We start from the raw sequence: 15,932 nt of genomic DNA, 5'->3' as shown, positions 1-15,932 counted from the left end.
TCCCCACCCACCGCCGAACCGGTCGAAATTATCCGCCCCCAAACCGTCCGATCTCTACCGGCCCAGCTCGACGATATCCCCGTCTTCAACAGCAACAGTCCCGAGCTAATCGGCACCCCGGGAATTCTGCTCTCGACCTTTCCGCCCGAGGGCAAAGCCGTCCCCGAGGCCCATCTGAATTTGCCCTTTGACGGACGGTTTGATGTATTCGCTCACCACGTTTACAAGGCCGAGACGCCGGAGCAGCTAACTAGCCTGTACCTGGGAATTTTGGTTTACAATCCCGGCAGCCAGCCTGTGGCTGTGGATGTTCTGGCCGGTGCAAGCTATCTCAGCCAGCCCGACGCGCCCTTTATAGAGCTGCCAGACAGGGAGAGCTTTGGCCCGTTCTATCCGATTTTTGCCGGGCCGGGCAGCCGGGTAATGGGAGATATTTTGCGGGGAGAACGCCAGGCTGAGCTACCGGGCCAGCTGGTGATTCCGCCGGGCGAAAGCGCGATGTTGCTGAATCAGCCAATTCCGGTGCGATCGCTAGATCCACCGATCAATGGCCGCTCCACTTTACTTAGGCTGCGCAGCAGTGGGCCGGTCTATCTCGCCAGCCTGGCTCGCCCTGCCGTGGAGACCGCAGATGGGGAAGAAGCCCCCTCACTAGAGGATTGGCAAACCTTGTTGGATGACAGTGGTTTGGCGGGACCGCGAGATCGCGCCCCCACCCCGCCTGATAGCAATGCCAGTCCGCTGATTTACGGTAGAGTCGCTGGAGTCGCCCAGGGGTCAGAATGGCAGGCTACCCTCACCGATAGTCCAGTCACGGATAGGCTGACTATCCCGGCTGGGGGCGAAGCCTTTTCCTACGGCATCAGCCTGCTACCCGGCGGCAGGTTGGGAACGAACCAAAATCAAAGCGCGCCGCTGCTGGTGCGCTATCCCGACACCGCCTACCAGGCCCACGGCAACTATGGCATTCAGTACAGCCTGACCCTGCCGCTCTACAATCCGACCGACCAGCCCCAAACCGTCACCGTAGCGCTTGAAACGCCGATTAAGGAAGACCTGCTAACGGGTGAAGGACTGCGATTTCTGACGCCGCCCGCCCAGCAGATGTTCTTTCGCGGGCCGGTTCAGGTGCGCTATCAGGATGACCGGGGGTTGCCGCGCATTGTCAATTATCACCTGGTGCAGCGACGCGGCCAGCTAGGCGATCCGCTGGCAACGCTGACGATCGCTCCCCAAACTAGCCGCACGGTTGAAGTTGACCTACTCTACCCCCCCGACTCCACCCCACCTCAGGTGATTACGGTGCAGACTCAGCAGTCGCCATAAACTGATCGAGTTCGGCAATCAGTGCCTGCTTTTCATTCGAATTCAGGAATGTAGCTTCGAATGAGTTCTTAGCCAGCCGGTAAATATCCTGCTGGCTCAGCTCTAGCGCCGTCTGCACCGCCTGAAAATTCTCGGCGACAGCCGCCAAAGTAGGCCGGATCGTCAGAATTGACGGTGATGCAGAGGCCCCTGTCCATCAGCTGCTTGAGGTTATGCTCCGCCATTGAGTTGGCAAAGCTCTACATGAATATGCAGCTCGGCTTTGGGAATCGCCCGGATGAAGGAATCCATCGGGGGCACCTAGCCAAACCGTAGGGTGGTAAAGATAAATCGGGCGATAAACAGAACCGCCAGAATCCAGGTGACGACCGGCACTTCTTTGGCTCTGCCGCTGACCAGCTTCGTGAACGGATAGAGGATCAGCCCCAGCGCCAGCCCTTCGGCAATCGAAAAGCCCAGGGGAATGAAGAAAATCGTGGCAAAGGCCGGAATCGATTCCGTCAGGTCGGCCCAGCGAATGCCGGTGACGCTGGACATCATCAGCACGCCTACAATCAGCAGGGCTGGAGCCGTGGCATAGGCTGGCACTGCCGAAAAAATTGGCACAAACAGCAGCGCGATGATGAACATCACTGCGGCGACAACCGCCGTCAGCCCGGTGCGCCCACCTTCGGCAATGCCCGCCGCCGATTCGGCAAAGGTGGTGACGGTGGAGGTGCCGAGGATAGCGCCGGTGGTGGTCGCGATCGCGTCTGCTGACAGCGCCTGATTCGCCCGGGGTAGCTCTCCATTCTCATCGATATAGCCCGCCTGCGTACCCACGCCGGTCAAGGTGCCAATGGTGTCGAATAGGTCTACAAAGAGAAATACCAGCAGCACCGCCAGAAAGTCGATCAGATTACCGGCGTTAATTCCCGCTAGACCGGAAAAGGCCGCGCCGAATAGCGTACTGGGAAAGGGCGGAATTTTTGCGATTTCGGTGGGTGCTGCTGTCACGCCCAGAACCCAGCCGAGGATTGCTGTGCCAGCGATTCCCCAGAGCAGTGCTCCCTTAATCCGACGGACGATAAAGAAGGAGGACAGCAAAATCCCAAAGGCCGCCAGCAGCGTCGCTGGTTCCGCAAAGCTGCCAAAGGCCGTCTTCGTGGCATCGCTGGCCACAATCAGACCGGCCCCGCCGGTTTCCGTATTGCCAGACAGGCCAATATAGGCCAAAAACAGACCGATCCCCACCGTCGTCGCCGCCTTGATTGCGCCGGGAACTGCCGTGATCAAATGACGCCGTACATCGGTCACGGTCAGGGCAATGAAGATCAGACCCTCAATAAAGACTGCCGCCAGGGCCGTCTGCCAGCTGATGCCCAAACCCAGCACCACCGAATAGGCAAAGAAAGCATTCGTGCCCATGCCAGGAGCTTGGACAAAGGGATATTTGGCATAGAGCCCCATAATCAGGCTGCCAATCGCGGCAGAGATGCCGGTGACCACCACCAGCTCCTGAAACAGGTCACCCGACTCGTTCACGAAAACCGCGTCCGACAAAATTAGCGGGTGGACGACCAGGATGTAGGCCATGGTCATGAAGGTGGTCAGCCCGGCTACGATCTCAGCGCGAAAATTAGTCCGGTAGTCGGAAAAGTTAAAGTAGTCGGCGACTTTGGCTTGCCAGCCCTCGTACTGCGGCGGCGGCGGCCCCGACGGCCGGGTGTGCGGATCGTCTACCTGGCTTTGATTCATATTCCCCCGGGCATTAAGTCGCTATCACAACAGTCGGTAAAGAGCGGCTGCGCTTGCTTTCACAGCATCTTTAGGACCTATGTTTGAAAGTATCGGGGGAAGCGGGTAAGGTTTGTAGCCGAATACACGAATTACCGCTTCAGCTCACTTCAACTAAGACTGGTGATAAATTTTTTCTAACCAGGCCCGCTGCTGATCGAGCGGCAGAAAGTAATAAATCCGTCGCGCCCGCAGGTAGCAAAGCTGCTGATGGGTGAGCTGGCTGAGGGGGTAGAGCGGCTGCCTATCGTCAGCCATAAAGCGGCTAAATCCGCGCCATAGAACTTGAAAACCCTGCCCCAGCCGGGCGGGACGATAGGCTGAGCTGGAACTAAGCGGCTGGGAACCGGGCGAATAGGAATCGGGCAGGTAGGAGTGTGGACTGTTCATGGCCTGGCAATGCAAATTGTAGTAGTGATTTCAGTAACAGCTACTACAATTTTAAGCCGCATTCCTGTTCGAGGCCGTGAGTTTTTAAGCCAAACTTTAGGATTCCATAACAAAACCTGAGTTAGGGAGGCTGGAAAAAGCTTCCCTAACTTAGGCACAAACGAATCGCCCTCATCCTAAATCCTTCTCCCAGAACGGGAGAAGGATTTTGAGTTGGGCAACTGCTCTTGACCCAATAAATTTTACAATCTGTTCCTCCTTCTCCCAAGCGGGGAGAAGGGGCTGGGGGATCTAGAGCTTGCTCTTCCCACAGGGTGAGCCGCTCCGGCCAGCTGACCTAATAGCGATAGCCGCCGCTATTGCTGCCCGGCTTGTGAACGATGAAGCTGAGGATCTGGCACTGCTTCACGTTGTCAAAGCCGACCACGCGGATATAGCAGTTGCCGTACTCCGAGCGGCAGGCCTGGATTTCATCTAGGACGTCGCGGGTATTGTTGGCGTTGAACAGCGGCAGCTTCCACAGCGTCCAGTAGTAGACTTCTGGCTCAGAGGTTTCGTTGAACTCAATCGCGGGGATAAAGCCCATCTTGAGAATGTAGTTGATCTGCTTCTCGATCTGGGCGTCAGTCAGCGGGGGAAGGTAGGAGAGGGTTTCGTAACGGCGCTCTTTTGGCAGGGTTTTCATTTATCAATCACGGGTGAGAGGTTTACAGCAGTTGATGCGGTCAGCTGCTTTGGGTTCAAAGCAGGACCTATTCGAGTTCTGGATCGTCTCCATCGGTTCTTTCCACGCCCGCCGTCAGCTCTTCGGAACTCATCTGGGTAATTTTTTCCAGATGGCGCTTGCGGTGCTCTATGTTGGCATGCTGGATACCGGTCTGCACCATTTCGGGCAAAAACTCGGTAATCTCTTCAGCCAGATGCTGGCGCACGGTCATAATCCGCAGAGCCAGGTCTGGCTGTGCCTGCATCAGCCGCTCTAGATACGCTTCGCCATTCTGGAGGCTTTCCCGAGTAGAGAAATCGTTGAACCAGTAGAAGCGGGGCAGATCGGTTTCCCTGAGCTGGTTAAGCACCGTGCGCACGGCCTGAAAGGTCAAATAGCTAGAGAGAACATTGGCTGTATCCTTGGCTATTTGCTTGAGATCCATGGGGGCCAAATCGCAGGGCTAAACGCAGAGCAACCGATCTGTTTGAAACCGACTGAGAACCGAGCCTAGATGGTATCCATCGTCTCGAACTCGAACTTGATCTCTTTCCAGAGTTCGCAGGCGGCCTGGAGCTCAGGCGACCACTTGCAGGCTTCACGGATGATGTCGCCACCTTCACGAGCCAGGTTGCGGCCCTCGTTCCGAGCCTGAACGCAGGCTTCCAGCGCCACCCGGTTCGCGGTTGCGCCCGGTGCGTTGCCCCAGGGGTGTCCTAGGGTGCCACCGCCGAACTGGAGAACGGAGTCATCGCCGAAGATTTCCACCAGCGCGGGCATGTGCCACACGTGAATACCGCCGGAGGCCACGGCCATGACGCCGCCCATCGAGGCCCAGTCCTGCGAGAAGTAGATGCCGCGAGACTTGTCCTGCTCGACGTAGTTCTCCCGCAGCAGGTCTACGAAGCCCAGGGTCGCACCGCGATCGCCCTCTAGCTTACCGACTACCGTACCGGTGTGAATGTGGTCACCGCCGGACATCCGCAGGCACTTGGCCAGCACCCGGAAGTGCATGCCGTGGTTCTTCTGCCGGTCAATTACCGCGTGCATGGCCCGGTGGATGTGCAGCAGCAGACCGTTGTCGCGGCACCATTTAGATAGGGTGGTATTGGCGGTAAAGCCAGCCGTCAGGAAATCGTGCATGACGATGGGCATTTCGAGCTCTTTGGCGAACTCGGCCCGCTTCAGCATCTCTTCGCAGGTGGCGGCGGTGACGTTCAGGTAGTGGCCCTTGATTTCGCCGGTCTCAGCCTGGGACTTGTGAATGGCGTCAGCGACGAATAGGAAGCGATCGCGCCACCGCTGGAAGGGCTGAGAGTTGATATTCTCATCATCCTTGGTGAAGTCCAGACCGCCGCGCAGGCACTCATAGACCGCCCGACCGTAGTTCTTCGCCGACAGGCCCAGCTTAGGCTTGATCGTACAGCCGAGCAGGGGACGACCGTACTTGTTGATTTTGTCCCGCTCAACCTGAATGCCATGGGGCGGCCCTTGGAAGGTCTTGAGGTAGGCAACGGGAATCCGCAGATCCTCAAGCCGCAGGGCGCGCAGGGCTTTAAAGCCAAATACGTTACCCACAATCGAGGTCAGCATGTTAGTAACCGAGCCTTCCTCAAACAGGTCCAGGGGGTAGGCGACGTAGCAGATGTACTGATTGTCTTCGCCCTGAACCGGCTCGATATCGTAGCAGCGACCCTTATAGCGGTCTAGGTCGGTCAGCAGGTCAGTCCAGACGGTGGTCCAGGTGCCTGTCGAGGACTCTGCCGCAACGGCTGCACCCGCTTCTTCCGGCGGCACGCCGGGCTGCGGCGTCATGCGGAAAGCCGCTAGCAGGTCAGTATCTTTGGGGGTATAGTCTGGCGTGTAGTAAGTCAGCCGATAATCCTGTACCCCGGCTTTGTATCCAGCACTCGACTGAGTCGATGACTGAGAGTAAGACATATCTCTCCCTTTTCCTGTGAATCGAACGATTGAATAAAACGATGGTGTAACGAACTCCTGCTGCTGCCCCCCAGGCTAAAAAGACTGACGAGGACCGGCGAAGCAACCCGCGCCCAGCAGATGAAGGTTCAGAGGAGTCCCAAGCTGAGAGCCGCAGCGCCATCGCAAACGCCTGCCGCAACTGTTGAAATGACTGCTCTGACTTAGGTTTAGATATTTCTTTAAAAACCTACGCCTTTCAGAATACTACCAGCCTTTTGATAAGGTCTCTTTTAGAAGATCTGTATATTTACATAACTAAAAGTTATAAATTTGGGTTGAGATGAATTTCGATTTCTTAAGTCATGTAACAGCTGGGGAACTGGGGCGGGCAGGTCGGGTGGAATACCGATGAGCTAACGAGCCAGTTGCTATCCTGGCAGCAAGCCCCTCTGTGAGATTGGCCATGGCGATCACGATTCATAAGTTTGCTCAGTGGAAGCAGGAAGGCCGCCCGATCGCGGTGCTCACCGCCTGGGACTTTCTGTCTGCCCAAATGGTCGATGCGGCCGGGGCCGATCTGGTGCTGGTGGGCGATTCTCTGGCGATGCCGGTGCTGGGCTATGAGACGACGCTGCCGCTGACCCTGGAAGAGATTTTGCACCATGCCAAAGCCGTCCGGCGCGGCGTCAAGCAGGCGCTGATGGTCGTAGATCTACCCTTCTTGAGCTATCAGGTCAGCCCGCAAGCGGCTATGCTGGCAGCGGGGCGAGCGCTGAAGGAAACCGGGGCGCAGGCGGTGAAGCTGGAAGGCGGCTACGAGGCGATCGCGACCACCATCGCCTTTCTTGTCCAGGCGGGCATCCCGGTGATGGGCCATGTCGGCCTGACGCCGCAGTCCTATCACCAGTTTGGCGGCTTTCGCCAGCAGGGCAAGTCCGACGACGAAGCGGAACGGATTTTAGCAGAAGCGATCGCGCTAGAAAAGGCAGGCGCGTTCTCTATCGTGTTAGAGCATATCCCGGCCAAGCTGGCTCAGCAGATTAGCCAAACGCTGACGATTCCGACCATCGGTATTGGCGCGGGGCCTTTCTGCGACGGCCAGGTGCTAGTGACCTCCGACGTCTGGGGCCTTTCTGACTGGCAGCCCCCCTTTGCCAAAACCTATGTCAACCTACGGCAGCAGGCGATTGAAGCGGCGCAGCAATTCTGCGAGGACGTTAGAACCCAGACTTTTCCTTAAATCGCTAGCATCTGGCCAAAACTGCGATTAAGCTAGCTAGGGTAGATTCGCCCATGCAAGCACGCCTGTTAGGAGACCTATGACCGCAACGCCCACCCTACCCAAGTCAGATATTAAAGATACCAGCCTAGCCCAGCAGGGTCAGCAGCGGATTACCTGGGCGGGCCGAGAGATGCCCGTGCTGGCGCAGATTCGAGATCGCTTTGCCACTGAAAAGCCGCTGGCGGGAATTCGGATTGCGGCCTGCTGCCACGTGACGACGGAGACGGCTCATTTGGCGATCGCGCTCAAAGCCGGTGGCGCTGATGCCATCCTGATTGCCAGCAACCCGCTTTCCACTCAGGATGACGTCGCCGCTAGCCTGGTGGTCGATCACGGCATCCCGGTCTATGCGATTAAGGGCGAAGACAACGACACCTATCACCGCCATGTGCAGACCGCGCTCGACCATCGCCCCAACATCATCATCGACGACGGCAGCGACGTCGTTGCCACCCTGGTGAAAGAGCGGCAGGACCAGCTCAGCGAAGTGATCGGCACGACCGAGGAAACGACCACCGGAATTGTACGGCTGCGGGCCATGTTTAAAGACGGCGTGCTCACCTTCCCGGCGATGAACGTCAACGACGCCGATACCAAGCATTTCTTTGACAATCGCTACGGTACGGGCCAATCGACCCTAGATGGCGTGATTCGAGCGACTAACATTTTGCTGGCTGGCAAAACCGTAGTCGTCGTGGGCTATGGTTGGTGCGCCAAGGGTGTGGCGATGCGAGCGCGGGGACTGGGCGCGAACGTAATCGTCACCGAAGTCAATCCGGTGAAAGCAATCGAGGCGACGATGGACGGCTTCCGGGTGATGCCGATGGCCGCTGCCGCAACCCTGGGTAACCTCTTCATCACGGTGACGGGGAATAAGCACGTGATCCGAGGCGAGCATTTTGAGACCATGCGCGACGGCGCGATTATCTGCAACTCGGGCCATTTCGACATCGAGCTGGACCTGGTGGCGCTGAAGGAGATGGCCGAGGAAATCCGCCCGGTGCGGCCCTCGACCGAGGAATATCGGCTTAAGAGCGGTAAGTCGATTATTGTCTTGGGCGAGGGCCGTCTGGTCAATCTGGCCGCTGCCGAAGGCCACCCCAGCGCCGTGATGGATATGAGCTTTGCCAACCAGGCCCTGGCCTGCGAATACCTGGTGAAAAACAAAGGCAGCCTGGAACCGGGCCTGCATTCGATTCCCACCGAGGTGGATCAGGAGATTGCCAGCCTCAAGCTCAAGGCGATGGGCATCGAGATCGACATCCTCACCGCAGAGCAGCAGGTTTACATGAATTCCTGGTCCATGGGAACTTAGGGGTAACTTAGGGAAAATATCCTATGGCCAAGCTATCGGCAGAGCTTCAGCGCTATTTTCTAGCGGTTGATGAATTGCCCGCGACGGAGGCCGCGATCGCGGCTGCCCCGGTCAATCGGGTGACGCTGGCGGAAATTCTAGAGCTGGCGGGGGAGCGCACCTTTGGCTTTCTCTTCGTGCTGCTGGCCCTGCCCTCGGCTCTGCCGGTACCGGCTCCTGGCTACTCGGTACCTTTTGGCATCGTCATGCTGCTGCTGGCGGTGCAGCTGATCGCCGGGGCCGAGCAGCCCTGGTTCCCCAAAAATTGGCGTCAGCGCGGCTTTGACCGGAAGACGGTGAAGGGCTTTATTACTAAGGGCATCCCCTGGCTGCAGCGGATTGAGACCGTCTCGCGACCCCGCCTGACGCCGGTCTGCACCAGTCGCTTGGGGCGGATTGTGATTGGGACTGCGATCGCGCTGATGTCGATCTCGATGATGGTTCCCATCCCCGGCACCAATACCCTACCGGCGATCGGCATCTTCGTCACCGGCTTTGGCCTGCTCGATGACGACGGCGCGATTAGCCTGGCGGGCCTGGTCCTCTGCGCCATGGGCGGCACCCTAACTTTCCTGATTCTGCGATTTGGCTATGAGGCCGTGAAGCAGGGCATCGAATTTGTCAGAAATACCGTTTTTTAGCCGCGGAAGACCGGTTGCGCCTAGATTTTGCTTTCATGAAGGGTTTTGTCAAAACCTTATGGATTGGATGATGGACAGGCTCAGACCGTAGGCATCGATAAAGGCCTTAGTTACGCTGAGTTCAATAGGGTTAGCGTTAAAAAAGAATTCTCTGTTAAAAAAGAATTCTCTACAGATTCTCTCAGGATTGCCATCTACGTTCGCCAATCTGGGTAACTTATGAATAGAGTGAGGCTCAAGGTCATGGATAGTTTTCACGAATGGTATTAAGCTAGCCCGATCGGCCTGTGCGTATTTAGCCTGGCTACTACAGCGCCCTAAGTGCATTGCATTGTGCAAACCAGACCGTTACTTAATCAAGAACACGGCCAGCAGTGAGCTGACCAAAGGGGGAATACAAGATGAAAGTTGAGCCGATATCGGAGAGAGTCTATACCAACGTCATGGAAACGCTGGTCATACAAGAGGTTGAGCAGCAGCTGGCCCAACTGCCGCCGCGCTTGCAAAGCTATGTCAAAGCTGCTGAGGTCGAAACCTTTGCGCTCAATCGCCTGCCTGCGCTTTACGCCTCCAGTGAAAAGGGCTGGCAGTGCCAGTACGAAATAGCCCGCAAAGCTCACAGTTCGGCGATTGCCAATGCGGTACGCCAGGGGATCGCCGCTGTCCAAATCGATCCAATTCGCGCGTCACAGCCACTCTCGGTACTACAAAAAGAAGAGTCCGAAGCTATTCTCAATACTTTTCGCGGTTTGCTGGGCCAGCCCAACCTCTCCTGGGAAGAGATTTTAACCCAGTGCAAGCGCATCCTGCTGCCCTGGAACCATCCTGAGCGCATGGCTACTCCCAATAAACGCCAACCCGGCACTTAAGGTAACGTCATCCCTTGGGAAACCATGTCCGAACCGGATTGGGAAGACCCGCGCTACTGTCGCTAGTCGAGCCTTAGGCCCAGGCCCTGTAGTTTCTGCCGCAGTCGCTGGGCGGCTGCCGGCTCAGTCTGCTGATAGAGCTGAATCGCCTGTTCAAAGGCGGCCTTGCTGGCAGACAGGCGACCCAGCTTGAATAGAGCGCTGCCTAAGTTCAGGTGGGCGTCGGCATAGGTCGGGTCGCAGGCGATCGCGGTTTCATAGGCCGCAACTGCCGCCGGTAGCTGGCCCAGAGCCCGGTAGGTGACGCCCAGGTTGTAATGCGCGATCGCGCTGTTCGGATCAATCTGAGCTGCTGTCTGAAACTGCTCAAGGGCAGCCGTCAGATCATTTTGCCCTTTTAATAAACTGCCCAGATTAATATGCGCTTCAAGCTTGAGCAGATCTGGGATGGGGAGCGCGAACGACCGTTGATAGTGCTCGGATGCAGCCTCAAATTGTCCCAGCTGACGATAGCCCAACCCTAGGTGGTAGTGCAGTTCGGAGCGGGTAATTGCGTCAGGTGGTTCAGGCGCGTTGGCCAACGCCTGCTGTAGCAGCTGCACCCCCTTTAGCCAATCTCCCTGCTGCCCGTAGAGCGCGCCTAGCTTGTTTGCGGTATAGGTGTCGTCAGGATGCGCTGTGAGCTGTCGTTCCAGGCAGCGCTGCGCCCGCTCAAATTTAGCCTGGACGGCGATCGGGTCGGCCTGGTAGCCCGTATGATTGATGGCTACGGTCGCCAGCTGCGCCACCTGCCATTGGGAATGCTGCGCCATCAACGCTTCAGCGCTATCGTCGATGGTCTCATGGTAGGGGCGGGTAAACTGCAGCGCAGGATGATGGCGGAACAGGCGAGAGACCTGGGTGTAGGGAGACTGCTTCGCGCCAATTTCATGGCGCAGCAGGGTGATCACCAGCAGCCTATTGAGGTCATGACCCTGAATAATAGATGACTGCCTCAGCGATTGAATCAGCTGCCGCCCTGCCGGAGTCAGGGTTTCATCGGCGTCGAGCACCAGCACCCAGTCCTGAGTCACCTTTGCTAGGGCGGCATTGCGGGCCGCAGCAAAGTCATCCTGCCAGACATGAGAATAGATCCGAGCCCCGGCTTCGGCAGCGATGGCGGTGGTGTCATCGGTAGAGCCCGTGTCCAGGATGACGACCTCATCCATCAGATCAGCGACGCTGGCCAGGCAGCCCGGCAGGTTGACCGCCTCATTTCTAACAATCATGCAGAGGCTTATGGTTGTCATTTCAGGACTCTAGCCGCTGGCGAGATCGCTTCAAGGCCAGCCGCACCTGGTCAAAACCGGTGCCGCCTTCGCTATTGCGAGCCGCGACGACCTGAGCAGGCGCGATCGCGGCATAGATATCTGCTTCAAAGCCGGGGTGCAGCGTCTGCCATTCATCCAAGGTCAGGTCTTTCAGCAGTTTATTAGCCGCCAGCGAGGTCTTCACAACCTTGCCGACCAGGTTATAGGCTTCCCGGAACGGAACGCCCTTCGCCGCCAGGTAGTCCGCGACGTCGGTGGCGTTAGAGAAATCCTCTGAGACCGCTGCGGTCAGCCGCTGGGGCCGGAAGGTCAGGCCCTCCTGGAGTAGAATCGTCATCGCTTCCAGGCAGCCGGTCACCGTTCGCACCGTGTCAAACAGAGCTTCCTTATCTTCCTGCAAATCCTTGTTGTAGGCCAGCGGCAGCCCCTTCATCATCACCAGCAGGCCCTGCAGGTGGCCGAAGACGCGCCCGGTTTTACCCCGCACCAGCTCGGGCACGTCGGGATTCTTTTTCTGGGGCATGATGCTGGAGCCGGTGGAGCAGCTGTCGCCCAGGGTGACAAACCGAAATTCCTCCGAAGCCCAGAAGATTACCTCTTCGGCCAGTCGCGATAGATGCACCATAATCAGGCTGGCGGCGCTGGCAAACTCAATCGCAAAGTCGCGATCGCTGACCCCGTCCAAGCTATTGCCATAGACGCTGGCAAACCCCAGCTTTTCTGCCGTGAACTGGCGGTCGATTGGGAAGGGCGTCCCCGCCAGTGCGCCGCAGCCGAGCGGTGAGATGTTCACCCGCCGGGCCACGTCACCCAGCCGCTCCCAGTCGCGCTGGGCCATCTCAAAGTAAGCGAGCAGGTGGTGGGCCAGGCTCAGCGGCTGGGCTCGCTGGAGGTGGGTATAGCCGGGGATTAGGGTTTCGACATGGGCCTCAGCCAGGGTTAGCAGGGCCTGCTGAAAGGCGCGGATATGCTGGCGGATTTGCTCAATCTGGTCGCGCAGATACAGCCGCACGTCGGTGCCCACCTGATCATTGCGCGATCTCGCCGTATGCAGTTTTTTGCCGACATCGCCGACCAGCTCAGTCAGCCGCCGCTCCACGGCAAAGTGGACATCCTCGGCCTCGACGCCGGGCTGAAACTGGCCCTGTCGGTATTCGGTGCGAATCGTCTCCAGCCCCTGCACCAGCTGCTCACTCTCGGCAGCCGAAATGATCCCGGTTTTGCCCAGCATTTGCGCATGGGCCTGGGACCCTGTCAGGTCATGCTCCAAGAGCGCTATGTCAAAGTCAATGCTGGCGTTAAAGTGAGCAATGGTAGGATGCAGCGCCGACTCAAAGCGCTGGCTCCAGGTTGAGTTGGACGGGGTGCTCACGGCGGGCCTCGGATAGGACAGGATAGATCGCGGCGCCGCCAGCAGACTTAATAGGTGGTCAGACTGCGGACCATATATCCAAACACAGTCCCAGCTAGCAGCGCCCAAACCTGACCCGATTCTACAAAAGTATGGAGCATTTCACCGACCGTACCAAACAGGTCTTGGTCAAAATACTGACCGATAATAGGCGTCGTGACTAAGCTTTGCGCGTCTTGGCTGAAAAAACTAGGGGTGAACGCGATCGCGGTAGACGGTTCGGCAGGTAAAACTTGGAAGAGTGGAAGTCCCGACAGCTCAGCGTCGATATTCGGCATAGACAGCGGCATAGGTTGCATAGGATGAACGGCTAAAGCCGTTTAGGGACGATACCTATCAAGATTCCCCGCTAAGACCCGGCTTCTAACAGATTTTTTGCAACCGGGCAAGGCCATTTTGCCCTAATTTTCTGACGCTCCCAGCCGGTCCGTTGCCCGAGTCGAAAGCTGGCGAAACTCAGCTGGCTGAGTAATCCGCATGACGATTAGGGTCGTGTCGTCGCCTGAGCTGCGATCGGCACCGACAAAATGCTGGAGCATTTCAAATAGGTAAGTTAAAATTTCCTGAGCTTTATCACGGTTGCGGCAGGCCCAGCGGACTGCTTCAACCAGATTTTCTTCATCGAAGCGATCGCCCCGAGCGTTGGCTGCATCGGTAAATCCGTCTGTGTAGTAGATGACGGTATCACCGGGTCGCAGCTGTACCTGGTTTTCTTGATACTGAGTCTCAATATCTAGGCCCAGCAGCATTCCGTCCGTATCGAGACGGGTCACCGTGTTCGTCGCGGCCTGCCAGAGCAGCGGCGGATTATGGGCCGCATTTCCGTAGGCTAACATCTGGGTCTTCGGGTTGTATTCGGAGTAAAACAGGGTGACAAAGCGATGGGAATTTTCTAGGTCGGTATGCATGACCCAGTTCAGATGCTGGAGGATGTGCCCGGGCGAATGCCCGTTGAGGACCTCAGTTCGCAGCATACCTCGCAGCATCGTCATCATCAGTCCGGCTGGCACGCCCTTCCCCATCACATCGCCGATGGCAAAGCTCCAGGGCCGATTGGCAGAGGTTTCAGATTGGGGAGCCCGCAGCTGCTCATAGTTAGTTGGAATGAAATCGTAGTAGTCACCGCCGACCTTGCTCGCCGTCAGGCAGCGCGCCGCTAGGTCTACCCCTTCAATTTGGGGACATTGTCGCGGCAGCAGCTGGGCTTGAATCTCGGCCCCGAGCTCAAGTTCGCGATCCAGCCGCTCTTTCTTGCGTAGCTCAACCGTCAGCTCATCATTCTCGATCGCGACAGCGGTCTGATCGGCAACCAGCCGCGCCAGCTTTTGCCGCGTCTCCGTCCAGGTATAGCCGGAATCCTGACTAAAAATGTAGAGTCGCCCCCGGGCTGCCTTCTGCACAATAATCGCCGTGCCAAACAGCTGTACATCTGGGCCGAGATAGCGATTTACCCGCTGGTCCAGAATCTGCAGGGTGCCGCGAGCAGCTTGGACGGTTCCCCCCGCTGCCGCCAGGGAGGCTGTGATCTGATGGGTGGCCGACTCCAGCGCAAAGCGAATGGTCTGACAGTCGCTGTCTTCTGAGCAATAGAGCCGCTCTAGCCGCAGCTGCCCATCGGGATGAAACAGCACCAATGCCCCGCCAGAAGCGTCGGTAACGCGACTGGCAATCATCGGGATGAGCTCTAGAAACTGGTTGATGTTGTTGAGGCTGCGCAGCGCAAACCCCAGCGAGCTAAGCAAATCCTGAATTTTATACTGCTCTCGCTGCAGCCGCGAAACCAGCTCCTTCAGCGCAAACACAGGCGTGTCGCCAGGGACGGGTCTACCCGACATCGGATTAAACGGAGGGGTCGGCCTAGACGGCATAGGAGTCTCGGTCACCGATAGTTGCCAGCGAGCGCCTACACTCTATCGCTTTTGCAGAATTCATGATATGCCCTTGTCGCCCGACTTGAATTAATCAATTATTTTTTATGGAATTCTGCGCTGGGACTTGCCCTGGCGTGGCTGCTGGCGTGGCTGGCAGATTCAAAGTAGCCATACCATAGCACTTATTGGCCTAGAGTCAAGACGGGTCGATGGGTAGGGGGTGGATGGGTCGATGGGTAGGGGCATGGTTGCCATGCCCTATGCAGGTAGATGAGTAGGGATTTAGATGTGGGGGGTGGGGTTTTGGCAGAAGCGGAGGGCGATCGCGATATTCGAGGTCTGCTGCGGGTAGTTGACCGCGGGCCGCTCGATCAGGATTAGCCGCACTCTGAGCTGTTCGGCCAGCTGGCGCTTGATATCTTCTCCGCCGGCTTTTCCCGAGGCTTTGGTGACGACGGTGGTGATTTGCCACTGCTGCCACAGGGCTTTTTCTAGCTCTAGGGAAAGGGGCGGGCGTAGGGCAATTAGGGTTTTGGCGGTGAAGCCTGCCGCGATCGCGGCCGCCAGCGCCTCGGGGGAAGGCAGAATCCGAGCATAGAGCTGAGACTGGCCATGCCAGGGCTGAAACTGATGCAGCCAGCGATAGCCCAGGGTTAGCAGTACCCGCTGCTGGCTTAGCAGGTCGCTGCTGAGCAAAGATTCCAGGGATGTCAGGACGACCTGAGGACTTTGGGGCGGGGCTAGCTCGGGCCGCTGGTAGCGCAGGTAGGGCAGCTGCCAGCGCTCGGCCGCCGCGATCGCGAGCGCTGAAATGGCGCTGGCGAAAGGATGGGAAGCGTCCAGGATGTGACTGACTTGGGCCTGCTGGAGGAAAGAGCCGATGGTTGCTTCCCCCAGCCGACCGACCCGGACTTCCAGAAATGCGCTGTCGGGATAGAGGGACTGCGCGGCTGGCGTCGTGACGGTAATCAGACAGGGGAGTTGACGGTTCGCGATCGCGCGGGCTAGCTCAGCGCTCTCCCGCGTTCCGCCAATCAGCCACAGCCGTGAGCCTCCAGGCTGACTCACCGGCC

General features: G+C 57.8%; 16 protein-coding genes. 5 read left to right on the top strand and 11 right to left on the bottom strand.

Annotated features, from left to right (window positions below; all coding sequences use genetic code 11):
- Nucleotides 1-1,326: DUF3370 domain-containing protein (locus IQ241_RS14000; protein WP_193908192.1), on the top strand; the 1,326-nt coding region annotated here is incomplete at its 5' end.
- Between the two features lie 68 nt (nucleotides 1,327-1,394).
- Here the strand turns inward: IQ241_RS14000 and IQ241_RS13995 are convergent.
- The 6 genes from IQ241_RS13995 to IQ241_RS13970 form a co-directional block, all read right to left on the bottom strand.
- The gene (locus IQ241_RS13995) at nucleotides 1,395-1,550 is read right to left on the bottom strand and encodes a hypothetical protein (RefSeq protein WP_193908190.1); all 156 of its coding nucleotides are present in this window, start codon (nucleotides 1,548-1,550) and stop codon (nucleotides 1,395-1,397) included.
- A gap of 76 nt (nucleotides 1,551-1,626) precedes the next feature.
- The gene (locus IQ241_RS13990) at nucleotides 1,627-3,063 is read right to left on the bottom strand and encodes an NCS2 family permease (RefSeq protein WP_193908188.1); all 1,437 of its coding nucleotides are present in this window, start codon (nucleotides 3,061-3,063) and stop codon (nucleotides 1,627-1,629) included.
- Between the two features lie 153 nt (nucleotides 3,064-3,216).
- Nucleotides 3,217-3,492, bottom strand: coding sequence for a hypothetical protein (locus IQ241_RS13985; protein WP_193908186.1), 276 nt, complete (start codon nucleotides 3,490-3,492; stop codon nucleotides 3,217-3,219).
- Nucleotides 3,493-3,829: 337 nt separating this feature from the next.
- Complete coding sequence (locus IQ241_RS13980) at nucleotides 3,830-4,177, bottom strand: ribulose bisphosphate carboxylase small subunit (protein WP_193908184.1); 348 nt, start codon at nucleotides 4,175-4,177, stop codon at nucleotides 3,830-3,832.
- Nucleotides 4,178-4,244: 67 nt separating this feature from the next.
- The gene (gene rcbX, locus IQ241_RS13975; RefSeq protein ID WP_193908182.1) at nucleotides 4,245-4,643 is read right to left on the bottom strand and encodes a RuBisCO chaperone RbcX; all 399 of its coding nucleotides are present in this window, start codon (nucleotides 4,641-4,643) and stop codon (nucleotides 4,245-4,247) included.
- Between the two features lie 65 nt (nucleotides 4,644-4,708).
- Nucleotides 4,709-6,139, bottom strand: coding sequence for a form I ribulose bisphosphate carboxylase large subunit (locus IQ241_RS13970; protein WP_193908180.1), 1,431 nt, complete (start codon nucleotides 6,137-6,139; stop codon nucleotides 4,709-4,711).
- A 445-nt stretch (nucleotides 6,140-6,584) separates the two neighbouring features.
- On the opposite strand from IQ241_RS13970, the gene panB reads away from it, so the two are divergent.
- The 4 genes from panB to IQ241_RS13950 all read left to right on the top strand — a co-directional run bounded on the left by panB (nucleotide 6,585) and on the right by IQ241_RS13950 (nucleotide 10,267).
- Nucleotides 6,585-7,361: a 3-methyl-2-oxobutanoate hydroxymethyltransferase gene (gene panB, locus IQ241_RS13965; protein ID WP_193908178.1), complete on the top strand. Its 777-nt coding sequence runs from the start codon at nucleotides 6,585-6,587 to the stop codon at nucleotides 7,359-7,361.
- 79 nt (nucleotides 7,362-7,440) lie between these two features.
- Nucleotides 7,441-8,718 (top strand): adenosylhomocysteinase, encoded by a 1,278-nt coding sequence (gene ahcY, locus IQ241_RS13960; protein WP_193908176.1) that lies wholly within the window; start codon nucleotides 7,441-7,443, stop codon nucleotides 8,716-8,718.
- A 23-nt stretch (nucleotides 8,719-8,741) separates the two neighbouring features.
- Nucleotides 8,742-9,398 carry an exopolysaccharide biosynthesis protein gene (locus tag IQ241_RS13955; protein ID WP_193908174.1) on the top strand — a complete coding sequence of 219 codons (657 nt, stop codon included), beginning with the start codon at nucleotides 8,742-8,744 and terminating at the stop codon, nucleotides 9,396-9,398.
- 401 nt (nucleotides 9,399-9,799) lie between these two features.
- Nucleotides 9,800-10,267, top strand: a complete 468-nt coding sequence (locus tag IQ241_RS13950; RefSeq protein ID WP_193908173.1) for a late competence development ComFB family protein — start codon at nucleotides 9,800-9,802, stop codon at nucleotides 10,265-10,267.
- A 62-nt stretch (nucleotides 10,268-10,329) separates the two neighbouring features.
- Here the strand turns inward: IQ241_RS13950 and IQ241_RS13945 are convergent, their stop codons facing one another.
- The 5 genes from IQ241_RS13945 to IQ241_RS13925 all read right to left on the bottom strand — a co-directional run bounded on the left by IQ241_RS13945 (nucleotide 10,330) and on the right by IQ241_RS13925 (nucleotide 15,927).
- Nucleotides 10,330-11,556 carry a tetratricopeptide repeat protein gene (locus IQ241_RS13945; protein WP_228021706.1) on the bottom strand — a complete coding sequence of 409 codons (1,227 nt, stop codon included), beginning with the start codon at nucleotides 11,554-11,556 and terminating at the stop codon, nucleotides 10,330-10,332.
- Nucleotide 11,557: 1 nt separating this feature from the next.
- A complete protein-coding gene (argH, locus tag IQ241_RS13940; protein WP_193908171.1) occupies nucleotides 11,558-12,949 on the bottom strand; it encodes an argininosuccinate lyase in 1,392 nt (463 codons plus the stop codon).
- Between the two features lie 47 nt (nucleotides 12,950-12,996).
- Nucleotides 12,997-13,287, bottom strand: coding sequence for a hypothetical protein (locus tag IQ241_RS13935; protein ID WP_228021705.1), 291 nt, complete (start codon nucleotides 13,285-13,287; stop codon nucleotides 12,997-12,999).
- 102 nt (nucleotides 13,288-13,389) lie between these two features.
- Nucleotides 13,390-14,856 carry a PP2C family protein-serine/threonine phosphatase gene (locus tag IQ241_RS13930; protein WP_193908169.1) on the bottom strand — a complete coding sequence of 489 codons (1,467 nt, stop codon included), beginning with the start codon at nucleotides 14,854-14,856 and terminating at the stop codon, nucleotides 13,390-13,392.
- Between the two features lie 285 nt (nucleotides 14,857-15,141).
- Complete coding sequence (locus IQ241_RS13925; protein ID WP_193908168.1) at nucleotides 15,142-15,927, bottom strand: cobalt-precorrin-6A reductase; 786 nt, start codon at nucleotides 15,925-15,927, stop codon at nucleotides 15,142-15,144.
- Nucleotides 15,928-15,932 lie beyond the last annotated feature (5 nt).

The sequence above is a fragment of the Vasconcelosia minhoensis LEGE 07310 genome (genome assembly GCF_015207255.1).
In the GTDB taxonomy this organism is placed as follows: Bacteria; Cyanobacteriota; Cyanobacteriia; order Phormidesmidales; family Phormidesmidaceae; genus Vasconcelosia; species Vasconcelosia minhoensis.
This window is presented reverse-complemented; position numbering and strand designations above follow the sequence as displayed.